Origin of the sequence: Burkholderia lata, assembly GCF_000012945.1 — a bacterium.
Taxonomy (GTDB): domain Bacteria; phylum Pseudomonadota; class Gammaproteobacteria; order Burkholderiales; family Burkholderiaceae; genus Burkholderia; species Burkholderia lata.
Window position 1 is genome coordinate 72,795 of the sequence record NC_007509.1, and the last position, 16,412, is coordinate 89,206.

Annotated in this window: 9 protein-coding genes and 1 pseudogene; 6 read left to right on the forward strand and 4 right to left on the reverse strand. The window is 57.9% G+C overall.

The window, feature by feature from the left end; translation table 11 throughout:
- Window positions 1–125: 125 nt before the first annotated feature.
- The 3 genes from BCEP18194_RS00330 to BCEP18194_RS00340 all read right to left on the reverse strand — a co-directional run bounded on the left by BCEP18194_RS00330 (window position 126) and on the right by BCEP18194_RS00340 (window position 2,432).
- On the reverse strand, window positions 126–860 hold the full coding sequence (locus BCEP18194_RS00330) for an anti-sigma factor (protein WP_011349281.1): 735 nt from the start codon (window positions 858–860) through the stop codon (window positions 126–128).
- Window positions 857–1,468 carry a sigma-70 family RNA polymerase sigma factor gene (locus tag BCEP18194_RS00335; RefSeq protein ID WP_011349282.1) on the reverse strand — a complete coding sequence of 204 codons (612 nt, stop codon included), beginning with the start codon at window positions 1,466–1,468 and terminating at the stop codon, window positions 857–859. The genes BCEP18194_RS00330 and BCEP18194_RS00335 overlap by 4 nt, the downstream gene beginning before the upstream one ends.
- A 304-nt stretch (window positions 1,469–1,772) precedes the next feature.
- A complete protein-coding gene (locus BCEP18194_RS00340; RefSeq protein WP_011349283.1) occupies window positions 1,773–2,432 on the reverse strand; it encodes a carbonic anhydrase in 660 nt (219 codons plus the stop codon).
- A gap of 425 nt (window positions 2,433–2,857) precedes the next feature.
- Here BCEP18194_RS00340 and BCEP18194_RS00345 point away from each other — a divergent pair, with 425 nt between their 5' ends.
- The 6 genes and pseudogenes from BCEP18194_RS00345 (at window position 2,858) to BCEP18194_RS40940 (ending at window position 13,827) form a co-directional block, all read left to right on the forward strand.
- Entirely contained in the window at window positions 2,858–5,794 is a 2,937-nt protein-coding gene (locus BCEP18194_RS00345) for a Tn3-like element ISBusp1 family transposase (protein ID WP_011349284.1), read from the forward strand.
- Between the two features lie 733 nt (window positions 5,795–6,527).
- The gene (locus BCEP18194_RS00350) at window positions 6,528–10,508 is read left to right on the forward strand and encodes a YadA-like family protein (protein WP_011349285.1); all 3,981 of its coding nucleotides are present in this window, start codon (window positions 6,528–6,530) and stop codon (window positions 10,506–10,508) included.
- A gap of 569 nt (window positions 10,509–11,077) precedes the next feature.
- Window positions 11,078–11,761 (forward strand): response regulator transcription factor, encoded by a 684-nt coding sequence (locus tag BCEP18194_RS39000; protein WP_011349286.1) that lies wholly within the window; start codon window positions 11,078–11,080, stop codon window positions 11,759–11,761.
- A 419-nt stretch (window positions 11,762–12,180) separates the two neighbouring features.
- Window positions 12,181–12,457: pseudogene (locus BCEP18194_RS42410) on the forward strand (YadA-like family protein); the annotation flags it as partial.
- A gap of 89 nt (window positions 12,458–12,546) precedes the next feature.
- Complete coding sequence (locus BCEP18194_RS39010; RefSeq protein ID WP_081436514.1) at window positions 12,547–13,248, forward strand: OmpA family protein; 702 nt, start codon at window positions 12,547–12,549, stop codon at window positions 13,246–13,248.
- A 117-nt stretch (window positions 13,249–13,365) separates the two neighbouring features.
- Window positions 13,366–13,827, forward strand: coding sequence for a hypothetical protein (locus tag BCEP18194_RS40940; protein ID WP_157687078.1), 462 nt, complete (start codon window positions 13,366–13,368; stop codon window positions 13,825–13,827).
- 299 nt (window positions 13,828–14,126) lie between these two features.
- On the opposite strand, the gene BCEP18194_RS00355 is transcribed toward BCEP18194_RS40940, so the two are convergent.
- Window positions 14,127–16,391: a hypothetical protein gene (locus BCEP18194_RS00355; protein WP_011349288.1), complete on the reverse strand. Its 2,265-nt coding sequence runs from the start codon at window positions 16,389–16,391 to the stop codon at window positions 14,127–14,129.
- Between the last annotated feature and the right edge of the window lie 21 nt (window positions 16,392–16,412).

Consider the following 16,412-nt stretch of genomic DNA (forward strand, 5'->3'; position numbering starts at 1 on the left):
CCGTGGACGGGATAATCGTCATATACGGAGCCGGAGGCCGGATGGATGCGATTCAGCCGCGTGATGTACGCTTGCCGCGCTTGCGGCAAGCGCTCCGGGCGGTCGGCGCAAAGGGGCAGTGCTCGTTACGCGGCGTGTAACGTGCCGGTAGCGAGCACCGGGCCGGTTGGTTGACCAGTCGGCGAGCCGCCGCTCGGCTCGATCGACACGGCAAGCACCGCGCGTGCGCTGAGTTGCGCGACGACCGCGGGCGGCAGCGTCATTGACGCGGGCGCGTCGGGCGGGAAGACACCGAGAGAAATCGGTTTCGCGTTCGGTGGAATCAGCCAGAGCTCTGTCGAGCGGTTCACGGCAATCGTCGGCTTGTCGGCCGGCACTACGACCATCCGGGCGCGCGGTAGATCAACCGTGGCAGTCCAGTGCGCGACACCATCCGAGCGGGAAATGGTAGCCACCATGTAGTTGCTTTCGACGGCGGTTGTACGCTGTGACGCTTCCCGAACCCATACCAAATTGATCGCAAGCAGTCCCAGCGCGGCAGCGCTCGCGCTAATGCCGACCCAGCGCCACAGGTTCACGCTATTCCACCAGCCACCCGTCGGCGCTGCGCCGCGTGCGGACGATCTAAGGAGGAACCCGACATCCCGCTGAATCCGTGTCCAGACGTGACCGGGCGGCTCGACGGGCGCAATGTCTTCGGCAAGAGGAGCTAGACGGCGCTGCCAGCGCTCGAGCGTGGATTTCAACGCCGGGTCGGCATCGACGGCATGCTCGAGTGCGCGACGCGCGTCGGCGTCGAGCAAACCGAGAGCGTATTCCGCGCAACGCAGTTCAGGATCGTGATCGGCCGGCGTATTCATTGCTCCAGACATTCCTTCAACTGCATCAGGCTACGCCGGATCCAGCTTTTCATGGTTCCAAGCGGTACACGCAGTCGCACCGCCAACTCACTGTAGGTCGCACCGCTGAAAAAGGCTTCACGCACTGCGCGGCGCTGGGGCGGCTCGAGCCATTCCAGGCAGCGCTCGAGGCGCTGCCGCTCCTGGCTTGCTTCCGCCAGCGCGGCGGGCGTCGGGGCCTCGTCGGGAAGGTCGAGCACCTGTTCCTCGTCAAGCGGCACCTCGCGATGCTGCCGCAACCGATCGATCGTCCGGTTGCGCGCCAGCGCGATGAGCCAGGTCATTGCTCCACCGCGTACGGGGTCGAATGTATCGGCGCGGCGCCACGCGGTGGCGTAGACCTCCTGGAGCAGATCCTCCGCCTCACCCTGATCGTGGAGCATGCGGATGACGATACCGAAAACGCGTGACGACGTCAGCCGGTACAGCTCGGCGAACGCCGCCTGATCGCCTCGCGCGACCTGCAGCATGACTTGATTCAGATGCGCACGACGCGCGGCATCGGCGTCGCCATCGTGCGAAGGGGCTGACGAGCCAAAGCGCTCGGCACTATCCGGCGTGTCGTTCATGCGGGGGAAGGGGCGTGGATCGCCTCGGCGTGAATATCGTGCCGAATATAGCACTGCCGAACGCAGTCGATCGGGCAATCGGCGGCTGACAAGCTGGACGTTGTGCATGGCGATAGCCCGTAGGATCGTGCTGCTAAGACATACGAGAGAGTCGGTCGGACGGATGCAGACGAGGGCATGCGCCAGAGTCGCGTCGGGCGACGCGCTGCAGGAAGCACCGCGCCGTTCGATCGCGGGCACGAATGGCGGGCAAGGTACCGGCACATGTGGCATCGTGCCGGCCGATACGCGCCGGACGGGTGGACTAGATGCTGCCGCGATTGCGCGAGTCCACGGCGACCACCGTGGGCGACTCCGCCAGCGAGACAAAGCTTCGGGTGGCGCCGTCGAGCGCGTCGATGCCTCCCGTCTCGATGTCGTAGACCCAGCCGTGCAGGTTCATGCGCCCTTGCTCGAGCGCGAGCGCGACCGACGGATGGGTACGGAGGTTGGCAAGTTGCGCGATGACGTTTTCGCGGACGAGGCCATCGAGCTTCGCGCGCGGCGTATCGTATTCATGCGCTGCGTTGATGACCTTCGCGGCATCGGCGTGGCGCAGCCAGTTCGCGACGGCCGGCAGATTGTCGAGGCAGGTACAGCGCGAAATCGCGCCCATTGCGCCGCAATCGGAATGGCCGCAGATCACAATGTCGCGGACGCCGAGCACGGCAACCGCGTATTCGACCGTGGCCGATACACCGCCGGGTTCGGGGCCGTACGACGGCACGATATTGCCCGCGTTGCGAATCACGAACAGTTCCCCAGGCTCGCGTTGCGTGAGCAGCTCGGGCACGACGCGGCTGTCCGAACACGTGACGAACAGCGCTTTGGGGTTCTGTGACGTCGCGAGTTGCTTGAAAAGCTCGACACGTTGCGGGTAGATGTCGCGCTGAAAGCGCAGAAAACCGTCGATGACGTCACGCATGGCTGCTCCAGGACTACGAATGCTACAGGTTCAGATCGCCGGCGCAGTCGGGTTCGATTGCGCGGCGCGCGCTATTATGCCGACGTCGAGCGGGCGTGGAAATAGCGTGTGGGGGCTTATGATGCCTGGCCGGGGACCGCAGTCACGATCGAAACGTGGGTTTCGCTATCTTATATTTGACATAAGGTGAACTAGCGATTTTTTAGGGTCGCAAGAGAATTCTAGGTCGAGCAAGCTCCTTGCTTATGTACGCCACCTAGTCTCAAAGACGACAGCTCGCGCAGCGTGAGCGCATCGGCTCGTTTTCGTTCCGACACCATTCTTAGGCGATCGACACCTGCAGCCGCCATCCCGACTTTCCCCGTAGCACCTCATTTTTTACCTCGCTACGCTGGGCCGCTCTCGTCATCGATGCGGAGTGGCTGATGGACCACTGGCGATTGGCTTATCTCGGGATCCGGCAGGTGCCGCGCGAGCTGAGCGAGTTCGAGCTCGCCACATTCTTCACGTTCTCCAAGCGCGAGCGTGTTGCCATTGATTCACGACGCACCGATCTCTTTCGGCTCGCAGTCGCGTTGCACATCGGTTTTCTTCGCATGACCGGTCGGCCGCTCGGCTCGTACAAGCAGATTCCCACGGTTCTCTGGCGACATCTTGGACGACAGCTGAATGTGAAGCCGCCAGACCTTGGCACTTTACGTTCACTTTACGATGGCAACCTCAAGACCTTATCCGACCACCAGCGCTTTGCTCGGGATGCCATCAATTTTCGAGCCGTCGCGGAACATCAACGTCGGTATGTCATCCGTTGGCTCAAAGAACAACTCACCGGCCGCCCCGAACGCGGCCAGTTGACGAACGATCTCAAACGTTGGTTCTACGACCATCGCATCGTGATACCACCGGAGCGCATGCTCAGGCAGTTTGTCGTCCAGGCCGTACGCGACATTGAGGGGCAACTGCATGGCGCGCTCGAGTCTGCCGTCGGTATGGAAAAACTCGAGAGTTGGGCGCGAGTACTGGCGCAGCCCCATGGAGAACATTCAAGTCTCCAGCGGTGGCTGTGGGCCGTCCCGCTGCGCAACTCGACCCATCAGATGAGCGAGATCCTCGACAAAGTCAATTTGCTCACGATGCACGAGGTGGCAACGCGTTGGCCGGTTGAATGCAACGATGCCATGGTGCGCCACTACGCCCGCCGTTGTGCAAGCCGTCCGCCATCGATCAGCAAGCGAATCGAACCCCAAAGCCGACGAATCGAAGCCGCCTGCTTCATGCGGTATTCCCTCTGTATTGCGACTGATCAGGTACTCGAGATGCTCCGGCGATGGGTACTGAAGGTTGTCAACGACACGTCACGCGAAGTGGATGCGATGCGGATGAAGGCCGCGGATCAACTCCGCGAGTTCGCGCTTGCCGTCAAAGCACTTGCCAATGATGAAACCCTCTCGCGCGAACAGCTCGGGGAGAAGCTTTGTCTGCTTGCAGACGATGTTTTGCAACCGCATCCCACCAGCCGTCGGAGCCAGATCCGGCAGTGCCTGGTCCGAAAGCGGTACTACGCCCGTAACCTTTTGAATCGGATCGTGCAGCTGCCGTTCGAGGCCGAGGGTGCTCATCCTGTAGTCGATGCGCTCTCGTTACTACGTGTGCTATATCGACGTCGCGCTTATCTCCTGCCCGACGGGGTCAATATCAGGCTTGGGCGCACGTGGCGCGAGGCGATCGATGGTTACGATCGGCTGCGGGCCATGGTTGCTTTCGAGTGGGCCACCCTCTTTGCGCTCCGTGTCGCCCTGCGCAACGGCTCGGTTTTCATCAACCACAGCTTCTCGTTCAGAAGTCAGTCGCATATGCTGATCTCGCCCGAGCAGTGGCAGGCAAAGCGCAATAATCACTACGGACACCTCGGCCTGCCCCAAGACCCGAACGAATTTCTCGGGCCGATCCTTGAGCAGCTCGATAAGCGCCTTGCTCTACTCGACGATGCGGTGGTCAATGGTTCGATCCGCGTGGATACTGCTGTCCACCTCGACCCGTTGGCTGCGCAGGATCCAGACGCACAAACCGATCAACTTCGCCGCCAGATCTTCGAAGCACATCCGCCTGGCCAATTTCCCGAGATCATCCTCGAGATCGATAGTGCGACACGCTTCAGTTGGATCCTGCTCGGACGCGAGCCGCGGTCACGCACCGAGTTACTGATGGTGTATTCGGCGATACTGGCTCACGGGACCTCGCTGACGGCTGCTGATATTTCTCGGATGGTCCCGGAGGTGTCAACCGAAGCGATTCGCCAAATGATGAAGCGTCTCGCGGACGAACGAATGCTGCGTGCAGCCGCCGACGCCGTTCTCGAGTTCATGCACGAGCACCCAATCGCCGCCCACTGGGGCCGAGCCGATCTCGCATCGTCTGACATGATGTCGCTGGAGACAACCCGGACGATTTGGCGAGCACGTGCAGACCCTCGTCGCCGTACGGCATCCATCGGGATGTACACGCATGTGCTGGATCGTTGGGGCATTTTCTACGACCAGCCCATCATCCTGAATGAGCGACAAGCAGGCGCAGCAATCGAGGGCGTCGTCCGGCAAAGCGCAACCAAGGACATCGCTCAACTCGCCGTCGATACGCACGGTTACACCGATTTCGCGATGGGCGTGTCCCGGGCACTTGGCTTTGATTTATGCCCTCGCCTGTCACACCTTCGTGACCGACGTCTGCACGTGCCTCGCAGTCAGGTGGTGCCGGCGCGGCTCGCAGGGGTCACGGATCGCGACGTCCGACTCGGTCTCATCGTTGACGTGTGGGACGAATTCGTGAGGATCGCCGCATCAATTCGCTCTGGCCAATGCACGGCGGTCGAAGCGATTGCCAGATTCGGATCAGCTGCTCGAGGGCAGGCTGTGTACGATGGCGGCGTTCACATCGGCCGCCTATTCAGAAGTATTTTTCTGATCGACTACTTCACCAATGCCTCTTTCCGGTCGGAGTTGCAACATGCCCTGAATCGGGGAGAAGCCGTGCATACCGTGCAACGCGCAATTCACATCGGTCGCATTCCGGTGGAGCTAGCTCGGCGCCAGGAATCGCTCGCGGCAGTGTCGTCGGCGTTGACCCTGCTCTCGAACATCTTGATGGCCTGGAATACCACCCACATGCAACGAGCCCTGGAGAACATCGAAGCTACCCGGGGGCAGCCGATCGCGGCCGAGCAACTCCGGCGAATCGCCCCAACTCATATCGAGGGCATCAACTTGCGCGGCACCTTCAATTTTCCCGTGTCACTGTACGCAAAGCGGATCTTGCCGAGCATCGCGGCCGACAACCCCATTCCGTCAACCAGTCGGAGCGCCTAACGACGGGGTGAACTGGCGCCGCCGGTGAAGGGACCTCTCATCTTCGATTCACCTCGTCCGGAGACACCCTCTGCTTCGATAGCGTAGGGTAGACACTAAGCCATTGTTTTATCGGAATTAATATTTAGGGCCGCAAGGCAAGGCCTTGTCGGGCCTAAAAGCGCCTAACCGGAAAAACGCATGAAAATCAAAGGCGCCCCCAATGCCAATGTCTGCGCCGTCTTGCGGCACGTCGTCGGGTCCATGAACTGCTCGCATTCCGTCCGGCTCCGCACGGGCTCAGCCTTGGGCTTCCGCTCATTGGTGCCTCTTCCAGTTCTCGACATTCACTGCACGTTACTTCGGGCGGGAAATAACCCTGCGCATTTCTAACGCGTGGCATAGGGGTTATTGGTCGAGCCTGCGAAGTCGATCTAATTTTGTATGGCGTATTGCATGTCTAAATAAAATAATTAATTCGCGTGCGTAGTTAAATTTCAGAAATTGTCAAGATTGATTTTTTTGAGTAGTTAGTTTGAGTGTGCGATTGTATTTATCGTGTTATTCGTCGCGAAGTTTTGCAAAAACAGAAATCACAAGGTGGACCGTGATTTGGCGACCTAGTATTCTTCGCTGCGAAAATGCATCGGATCGTGGATTGAATGTTTTGTGTGCGCTATGGAATTTGTTTATATGAAAATCAATAGTCCTAATTTTTATACTTAATTCACGGGAAACGGTAGGTGATCGTTATATGAACAAGATATATCGCTCTCTTTGGAATGACGCACTTGGTGCTTGGATCGCTGTTCAGGAAAATGGTAAGGCGAGAGGGAGGCTGGGGCGTAGCAGTCGGCGCGGCGCCATGCTGTCGTCTATTGCCACTGTCGGGATGGTGACTGCTTCGCTCGCGACGGCACAGACCACGGTGTCGGGCTCGGCGAACAATGGCGGATCTGGACGGACCGCGTCCACCGACTCGACGTGTGGTCAAAATTTCGTTAATCGGAATAACCCCGGAAACCCACCGTCGAGCGGCAGCACTTATATGCTCCAGAGCGGTTGCTCGACAGCGGTGGGTAACAATGCGAAGGCAACATCCGCGGGTACTGCGCTGGGTGATCGTGCCAACGCGAGCGTTGGCGGTGTTGCACTCGGCGTGGGAGCGTCGAGTACTCAAAACTCGAGTGTCGCAATTGGGGTAGTGGCGCTTTCCCGCGGCAACACCAGTATTGCGATTGGACGCCAGTCGGCCGCCACTGCCGACTTCTCGACCGCAATCGGCAACGTCGCCTATGCGAGTGGTGTGAGTGGCATCGCAATGGGGGATTCCGCGCTCGCATCGGGATATCGGTCGGTTGCGATTGGTTCGGCCGACACAAATCTCGCCGGGAACGACGGCATATCGACGGGCGCGAACTACGATCCGAATACTCAAACCCGCGCGAGTGGGGCACGGACCGTTGCACTCGGCGCGGGTGCCGTGGCCGCGCCTGACGACAGCGTAGCACTTGGCTCGAATAGTGTTGGCGAGTCGAATGCACAAGGTCCTGCGGCTTTTAGCGGTGATGCCATTCCAGTGAATGGGGCGGTATCCGTCGGTCAAGCGGGTGCCGAACGCCAAATCAAGAATGTTGCTGGCGGGACGGTGGGTACCGATGCCGTCAACGTCAATCAACTTACCGCAGTGAGTAACAGTGCGGTGAAGTACGACAAGAATCCGGACGGATCAATCAACTACAACAGCGTGACGTTGAATCCGGGCGGTTCGCTCACGACGATGACGAACCTTGCTGCGGGCGACATCTCGCAGAACAGCAAGGATGCCGTCAATGGTTCGCAGCTGTATCAGACCAATCAAACGGTGTCGACGCTTGGCAACAATGCGGCGTCGGTGATCGGTGGTGGTGCCTCTTACGATCCGTCGACGGGTCAGATGACTGGTCCGACGTTCAGCATCGCGGGTGGCAAGCAAACCAACCTGAGCGATGCGATCAACGCGCTGAATCAGGGGTGGAACGTAACAACGGGCGGCAACACAAGCGGGGCTTCCGTGACGGCGGTGCAGCCTGGTTCGACCGTCACGTTCAACGGCGGCAAGAATATCGCGCTTGCGCAGAACGGTGCGGATATCACGATCGCAACGAGCGATACGCCGACCTTTACGAGCGTCGGTATCGACAACGGAGGACCGACGCTATCAGGATCTGGCTTGAACATGGCGGGCAAAAAGATCACGAACGTTGCGACGGGTGATGTTTCATCGAGCAGCAAGGATGCCGTCAATGGTTCGCAGCTGTATCAGACCAATCAAACGGTGTCGACGCTTGGCAACAATGCGGCGTCGGTGATCGGTGGTGGTGCCTCTTACGATCCGTCGACGGGTCAGATGACTGGTCCGACGTTCAGCATCGCGGGTGGCAAGCAAACCAACCTGAGCGATGCGATCAACGCGCTGAATCAGGGGTGGAACGTAACAACGGGCGGCAACACAAGCGGGGCTTCCGTGACGGCGGTGCAGCCTGGTTCGACCGTCACGTTCAACGGCGGCAAGAATATCGCGCTTGCGCAGAACGGTGCGGATATCACGATCGCAACGAGCGATACGCCGACCTTTACGAGCGTCGGTATCGACAACGGAGGACCGACGCTATCAGGATCTGGCTTGAACATGGCGGGCAAAAAGATCACGAATGTCGCAGCGGGTGAGGTTTCATCGAGCAGCGCGGATGCGATCAATGGTTCGCAGCTTTACCAGGTGGAGCAAGCCCAGCAGCAGGCGAATGACCAGGCGGTGAAGTACGACAAGAATCCGGACGGATCGATCAACTACAGCAGCGTGACGTTGAATCCGGGCGGCTCGCCCACGACGATGACGAACCTCGCGGCGGGCAACATCTCGCAGAACAGCAAGGATGCCGTCAATGGTTCGCAGCTGTATCAGACCAATCAAACGGTGTCGACGCTTGGCAACAATGCGGCGGCGGTGATCGGTGGTGGTGCCTCTTACGATCCGTCGACGGGTCAGATGACCGGTCCGACGTTCAGCATCGCGGGTGGCAAGCAAACCAACCTGAGCGATGCGATCAATGCGCTGAATCAGGGATGGAACGTAACAACGGGCGGTAACACGAGCGGGTCGTCCGTGACGGCGGTGCAGCCTGGTTCGACCGTCACGTTCAACGGCGGCAAGAATATCGCGCTTACGCAGAACGGTGCTGATATCACGATCGCAACGAGCGATACGCCGACCTTTACGAGCGTCGGTATCGACAACGGAGGACCGACGCTATCAGGATCTGGCTTGAACATGGCGGGCAAAAAGATCACGAACGTTGCGACGGGTGATGTTTCATCGAGCAGCACGGACGCGATTAATGGTTCGCAGCTTTACCAGGTGGAGCAAGCGCAGCAGCAGGCGAATGACCAAGCGGTGAAGTATGACAAGAATCCGGACGGATCAATCAACTACAACAGCGTGACGTTGGGCGGCACGCCGAGTACGGACGGGGGTAAGACGGGCGGGACGAAGCTGTCGAATCTCGCACAGGGGGATCTGTCCGAAAAGAGCGCGGATGCCGTCAATGGTGCGCAGCTTTATCAGACGAACCAAAACGTAGCGAACCTCGGACAGCAGGTAGCGAATATCTCGAATGGTGGTGGCATCAAGTACTTTCACGCTAACGGTGGCACCACCAATTCGCTGCCAGATTCGCAGGCGGTCGGTGCGGGCAGCGCGGCGATCGGGCCTGGTGCGACTGCGGCCGGTGATACCTCGGTTGCGATCGGTAACAATGCGAGCGCCAAGAGGGATGGCGACGTTGCACTCGGATCTGGCTCCGTTGCAGACCGCGGCGCGGAAAAGTATACCGGCAAATATTCTGGAGCACAGAACGATACGGCTGGCACGGTATCAGTCGGTGCATCGGGTCAGGAGCGCACGATCAGTAATGTCGCGGACGGTAAGGAGGCGACTGATGCGGTGAATCTGCGGCAGCTCGACGGGGCCGTGCAGGCCGCCAACGGCTATACGAATCAGCAAGTGAAGGACGTTCAAGGCTCGGTCGCGAACGTGACAAACAACGTGCAGCAGTTGCAGAGCGATATGTCGAGCGTCAAAACGGGTTCGGCCGGGATGTTTCAGACCGGTCAGGACGATGCGACCGCACCCCGGGCGTCCGGGAAGCAATCAACTGCCGGCGGTGCGGGTGCAGTTGCTTCGGGCAATAGCAGCACGGCGTTGGGAAATGGCGCGAAAGCGTCGAGTAACGATTCCGTCGCGCTCGGTGCCCGCGCACAGGCCTCGGGGAGTAACTCGTTGGCGCTCGGTGCTGGCTCCGTGGCGGATCGCAACAATTCGGTATCGGTGGGTGCACCGGGGCATGAACGACAGATTACAAATGTCGCGCCGGGTACCGCGCCGACCGATGCCGTCAATTTGGGTCAGTTGAATGTGGCATTGAATCAGACGGCAGGTCAACTGCAACAAGGCATCAACGACACGGCTCGCAAGGCCTATTCGGGCGTCGCAGCTGCAACGGCGCTGACGATGATTCCCGACGTCGATAAAGACAAGGTGCTATCGGTGGGTGTGGGCGTGGGTTCATACCAAGGCTACAGTGCGGTCGCGCTTGGCGCCACGGCACGGATTACCGAGAACATCAAGATGCGTGCGGGCGCGTCTCTGGGCGGGAGCGGTACTGCGATTGGGATGGGGGCGTCGATGCAGTGGTGAGCGCATCGCAGGGTGTGATTCCACGCCCCGTGTTCGGACGGGTTTCATGCTTTCCAATTCGAGGACGGTCAGTCGGTATGGCCGACCAAGAAGAGCTTGTGCTCTGATCGGCGTGTCGAGATTTTGTAATGTCGTCCGCCTTTCATTTAGGCGCGGCGGTATCGGGCCGTAGCGATTGACCGTTGAACACGGTTGACCGGCTTCTGCAACGGGCAAATAGGCGGTGCTGGACGGCATGGGTTGATTCGTCAAGCACCGCTGCCCCTCAACCATCAAGGGTGCTCGGCGCTGAATTCGGAGGCCCTCTACCGCTGTATCGGGGACGAATCTTTACGCCTGTGGGGCGAGGATATCGGAGCTGACGCCTGAGAGTGAGATGGACTTTGCGAGTGTGGGTGCTGTTGCTAGTGAATGTGTAGGAAGTGTCCACCAGAGCGGAGCCATACGCCGACGAAATACCGATGGATTCAGAGCAGGCAAGACGTATCGGACAGATCGTCGTGGAAATACTTTGATATAACCATTTTTCTATCTGAATTTACCTTCTAGGTATTTAAGGTGGCTTTTTTATGAGAATTGCGATACTCGGGCCTGATCCTGTCGCGCGTGGTTTTGCGAAGGAGGCGCTAGTGAGAGTTGGTCACGTATGTCAAACGTTTTCATCGGGGAACGAGATAATTCGTCAACTCCGTCGTGAAACGTACGATCTTCTGATACTCGATTGGTTGGTGACCGATATTTCGGGTGAAGAGGTCATGCTATGGGCGCATAAAAATCTACCTGGACGTGTACCCGTTATATTTTTGAGTAAGCGCGGACGTGACGAAGATCTCGTTCGGATTCTTGCTGCTGGAGCAGATGGGTATTTGGTTAAGCCGATATCCGGTGATGTTTTGGCGGCATACGTCAATGCTCTCGCGCGATCCATTGCGGGAGTTGATTTGAAAGGCAGGCTAAGCGTTAGGGAGTTTGAGTTTGATCTTCGAAGGAAGATCTTGCTCGCGAATGGTGCGTGTGTGGAGACAACACCTAAGGAATTTGATATTGCTTTATTATTTTTTAGAAACTTGGGTAACTCGGTGTCTCGTGGTCACTTGTTGGATATTGTTTGGAGGCAGCATCCTGTTTCGGTGTCTCGAACTGTCGATACTCATATATCGAATGTTAGAACAAAACTAAATCTTAATCCTGAAAATGGTTATGTTTTCAAGCCGATTTATGGATTTGGGTATATTCTAGATTTGGTGAGGTGAAGTTGATGCGATAGGTTGAAATATAATTTGTCGGATGTGATTGGTGTGATTTCGGTTGCTTGGCTGCGATGATATGTATCGTCTTAAATTTGGTTGATGTGACTTGTGTAATCGACTCGGTTGTTTGAACATCTTTGTCCATGCGGGTTTCTGCATGGCGTCGGCCTAATATGCGATGGTGATTGGGAACTATGCTACTGCCGCGGGACGGCGTCGGTCGCGACCGGCAACAACGCGGTCGCCCGTGCGCAAAAGCGATATCGCGACCGGCATTGCAGCTGCCTGGGCGGAACAAATTGGTCTGGTCCTTTGATTGATAACTGGCGCTCCAGTAGTACCCAGCGGACTGTCAACGTGTCGGTGGAAATGATAGCAGTGGGTGCGCCGGGCGCACGATTGGCGATGGCGCCACCGGGAAGCAATCTCCGATCAATAGTCTCGGTTCGCAATTGCAACAGACCAATGCTATGGCTCGCCAGAGGATTGCGGCGGTCGGTGTGATGGCCTCGATTCCGCAATTCGATCCGGGATGCACTGTTCGGCACGGGCGTGGGGGCATCGACGTTCCAGAGGCAAAAGGCGATGGCCGTCAGCTTGCAGATGCGGATTACTGAAAACCTGAAGGCATTGCTCGATGGCGGCTTTAGCGGATCGCAGCGGGTGGTTGGCGCCGGCATGTTGTACCAGTTGAAATAACCGGGGCGAGTAATTGAGGACTGACAGATGAATTCGACCCGTATGGGTTTTGAATCGGCTACCACCGATCACGAACCTGGAGAGTGACTATGCTGAAATCCCTTGTGTCGGTAGCGTTGGCTGTTTCGACGCTTGCGGCGTGTTCATCCGCATCCGGCCCAACCTTCAACGCGTATGCGGTCGATCTTGCCGACGGATCCCGAGCTTTTCGTGTCGAGTGCCACGGTCTCTTCGAGCCGTTGAGTGCGTGTATGCGTGAAGCACAACGCGTGTGTGGCGATCAGCCGGTTCGGCTGCTTGATCAGCAGCAGCGGCTGAGCGATCCGGTGCAGAAAATCGATGATACAGACGCCATGACCTTTCAGTGTGGAGCACCACCACAGCCTGTAGTAGCGACGCCGGTGCCGGTCGAAGAAAAGCCTATCGTATTGGCAGCGGATGCTCTGTTCGCATTCGACGAGGGCGATGTCGATGCAATCAATCCAGAAGGGCGAGCCGAGTTAGATGAGATTGCAGCGAAGCTGATCGCCATGCCGGCCGTTCGTCACATTGATGTCGCGGGATACACGGATCGATTGGGCTCGAAAGAGTACAACGTCGCCTTGTCACAGCGCAGAGCCGAGGTCGTGAAGTGGTATCTGACAAGCCGGGGCGTGACCGCAGCGATCGATGCGCGTGGCCATGGCAAGGTGCTTCCTGGTACCTCATGCGAGATGCACATTCGTGCGGAATTGATTCGCTGTCTATCTCCCGATCGTCGTGTCGAGATACGAGCGAGTCACGCGCAATAGTCGTTTGCCCGCAGTGGGGAGTGGCATTCCACACTCCGGTCGGTTTCAGACATTGTTGCCATATTCGTTTGAGTTCCGCCTCGTCTTGAGGGCTACGAGTAGGAGGCAGTCGACTACATGCAATACGACGGAGACTTTGTGTTCTCGCTTGTCAATCGGAAGCGTACGGGGCGCTGCGCCCATCGAAATATCAGCATGACATGGTCAACGTTTGATGCGTTGACCGAGGAGTCAAGAATGCAGCGCGTACCACTCGGTGAGGTGGTCCGCCGTGGCATTGAGGCATTGCAACGGCTTCGCCGGCAGACGGGAGAAAATCAATGTGATTGGAATATCGCTGCCGATTGGGGAACGGTGATGTTGATACGGGAACAGGGCTCGATGGTTAAATTGCTTCGTGTGAAGCGATTGGCGGGCACACAGCGTACCAGTTCGGTGTTCATTGGGGAGTTCAAGGCGAGCGAGGGTATCCCACCTTCACTTGTCATCCTGCTTACGTCGGACGAAATATCTTCTCTGGAGCGCTGGTTAAGTGCGTACTGGGCGAGCCGTAGTGCTGATGGCGAGCATGCAGGGTAGGCGGCATGGTAGTTGCAGCGCTACCGCTGTGCTCAGGGACGGAAACAGCATAGTGGGCCGCGTAACGATGCCGATCGCAGTTTCGTGTCAGGCGCTGTCAGGCCGGCGAGGCCGGCCAGATCAGATGAGGAGATGAAGCTCTTGTCGTGAGCGGCCGCCACTTCGACGGCGCCTTCGTTGGTATTCAGATCCTCCGGCCTCAATTCGAGCTGCCCGGTCTGCATGCGGCGCAGTTTTGCGATCGTGGCTTCAGGTGCTCGATGACAATACCCTTCAATCCGACTGGGGGCCTAGAATCATCAATCGGCAATATCATCAAAGATACTTCTCGTGCCGTGCTTCTCCTCTGAATGCTCCACGGCTCCGAGAACTCTCGGACCCACCTTCGGCTCCGGTGGCTCTGTTTCGGAGATCCACTTGTTCACAAGATCGATTTCTTTGTCAATGAGATTGACCAGTTGTTCGTCTTCGCCAAACCGCTTCTTGAGGGTGCCGAACGATTCGAGGATTCCCTGCATGTGTTCATCCGGCGCGTCAGAAGACAGGTGACTGCTCTGCGCATTGATCCGGACATCCTGCAGCTTGGGAAGCAAATCCGTTCTGACCGCTTCCACCAGTTCGTCAAACTCGCTGTCCTGGAACACACTCCGCACACTAGGATCATCCAGCGCATACAGATCTTCGCCCTCGACGGCATAAGTGCTCACCGTCTCGACGAATGCCTTGCGGGCCTCCTCAGGAAGAAGGCCGAATTCATGCAAGCGCACGGCAAGATCAACTTCGGGAACTGCACTGAGACTCAGACCCGGCTTGGCCACGCGCTGCAAGACATCTGGAGATTGCTCAAGATACGCTGCTAGGAAATCCTTCGAACAGCGATTGGCGAGAAACCGATAGAGCGTCCACCGAGCACCCCACGATGACATCCACTCAACCTTGTACTGGTTGCTGCTCGAGAAGTCCCTTAGACGCTCCATCATCGCCGGAAACAGCGACTTGGGAATGATGACAGCCTTCTCGACACCGACCTTCCCACATGTGACTTGAGACAGAAGATTCTCGGTGGAACTGCCGCTGAGAAAGATGCCAAGCAGGTCCGGGCTGAAAGCCAGGGTCGCGGCGTAGGCATCGCCGATCGTCGGATGCTTGAATCGCCATACCGGCTGGTCGTCCACATGCATGTGTGTCACGAGACTGCCATTAAGTGCATCGAGCGCCTGAATACACTCTCCCAACGTACTGCCCAGCCTCTCGATGGCGGTTTGCTCGGCGCCTTGCAACATGATCGGACTTTCAAGATGGTCCTTTCTCATGTAGATCAGGCCCAGCGCTGCTTTGCTGCTCGCGTCCAGTCCCTGGATCACTTCGAGAAGAAGCTGTTCCCGCTTTTCCACGAACGCGCCCAAATGGTATTTGCCAAGGTAGAGATCTTTTGTAAACAAGGTGTCTGCAATACGTCGTGCGGTCTCTGGAATGAAGCGCGGATGCGCAGCCATGTACTCCAAGTGAGGTCGGATGGCGACTCGGAATTCGGTGGTCTGCTTGCCCAGCTTGAGGTGGTTATAAAGAATCTGCTGCTTTTCCAAGTCGGACAGATCATGTACATCGATCACAACCTGGCTCTCGCCGAGCAGAGGAAATGCGCTTTCCTTGAGATCGTGGCGGGCCCTGTTGTAGATGTAGTCTCTGGACGTCATGACTATCTTGGCACCTCGGCGCAGCATGGTCTTGACCTGCGCCAACGAGTGGTTCCAGCCATGCACCAGCGGTGATTCGTATTGCGTTACGCCGAATGCGTCATCGATCCAGAAGAACTGCGAAGGTTCGTCAACATTCCACCGCTCCACGATTTTGGCCGGGTCGGCCAGTTTGAGAACCGACGACTTCCATTTGTCGGCGGCCGCCATCGCCAGCATCGAGGCGATTGTCGTCTTGCCTGCAGCCGGTTCACCGATTAGCAAGACGAACCCATGCTCGTCGAGCGCATTGACGGCCTTGCGGTAGGACTCCGTGATGACGACCTTGGCTAGATCATCACGTAAAGACTCAAGGACGGCGCGAGCCTGAGCGTAGGCGCGCTGGTCCAGAATCTGGCTCAGATCGCCCAAGCCATAGACGCGGGGCACAAGCATCCGCAGCCGCGTGTTCTCTCTAATCTGGTCCTCGATCCAGGTGGACCCGCATATCAGCACGTCCCTCACTCCGGCGCCGCTCAGCGCAGATTTGATCTGAGCCTCCTGTTTTGCGGACACGCCGGCGTTCGTCATCAGGATGTAGACATCACAAAGTCCGTCGGAAACGAGCTTTCGGACTTTTGGAATCTCATCCGCGATGCTGGACTTCGTCAGCAAACTGCCTGGCTTGCTGGAAAATTTGCATTGGATGACGAAGTTACCGCTGAAGTGCTGTTTTGATGACGGGGTCCAGCTTCCCGCGAAAGCACCATCGCGCCCAGCATCGTTCGAATCCAAGAATGACTGCACCGTCTGCCCAAGAACTTCCCGGGCGATGGTGAGGCAAAGCTGCTGGAAGCTGTTCCACCCCAGTCGGTGCAGGTCATACATGTTCAAGCGTTTTCCAAAAGT

Excerpts from the sequence above, each read along its gene's own strand:
- BCEP18194_RS00340 (WP_011349283.1), bottom strand. The coding sequence starts at position 2,432 with ATGCGTGACGTCATCGACGGTTTTCTGCGCTTTCAGCGCGACATCTAC.
- BCEP18194_RS00335 (WP_011349282.1), bottom strand. The coding sequence starts at position 1,468 with ATGAACGACACGCCGGATAGTGCCGAGCGCTTTGGCTCGTCAGCCCCT.
- BCEP18194_RS00330 (WP_011349281.1), bottom strand. The coding sequence starts at position 860 with ATGAATACGCCGGCCGATCACGATCCTGAACTGCGTTGCGCGGAATAC.
- BCEP18194_RS00355 (WP_011349288.1), bottom strand. The coding sequence starts at position 16,391 with ATGTATGACCTGCACCGACTGGGGTGGAACAGCTTCCAGCAGCTTTGC.
- BCEP18194_RS39000 (WP_011349286.1), top strand. The coding sequence starts at position 11,078 with ATGAGAATTGCGATACTCGGGCCTGATCCTGTCGCGCGTGGTTTTGCG.
- BCEP18194_RS00350 (WP_011349285.1), top strand. The coding sequence starts at position 6,528 with ATGAACAAGATATATCGCTCTCTTTGGAATGACGCACTTGGTGCTTGG.
- BCEP18194_RS40940 (WP_157687078.1), top strand. The coding sequence starts at position 13,366 with ATGCAATACGACGGAGACTTTGTGTTCTCGCTTGTCAATCGGAAGCGT.
- BCEP18194_RS00345 (WP_011349284.1), top strand. The coding sequence starts at position 2,858 with ATGGACCACTGGCGATTGGCTTATCTCGGGATCCGGCAGGTGCCGCGC.
- BCEP18194_RS39010 (WP_081436514.1), top strand. The coding sequence starts at position 12,547 with ATGCTGAAATCCCTTGTGTCGGTAGCGTTGGCTGTTTCGACGCTTGCG.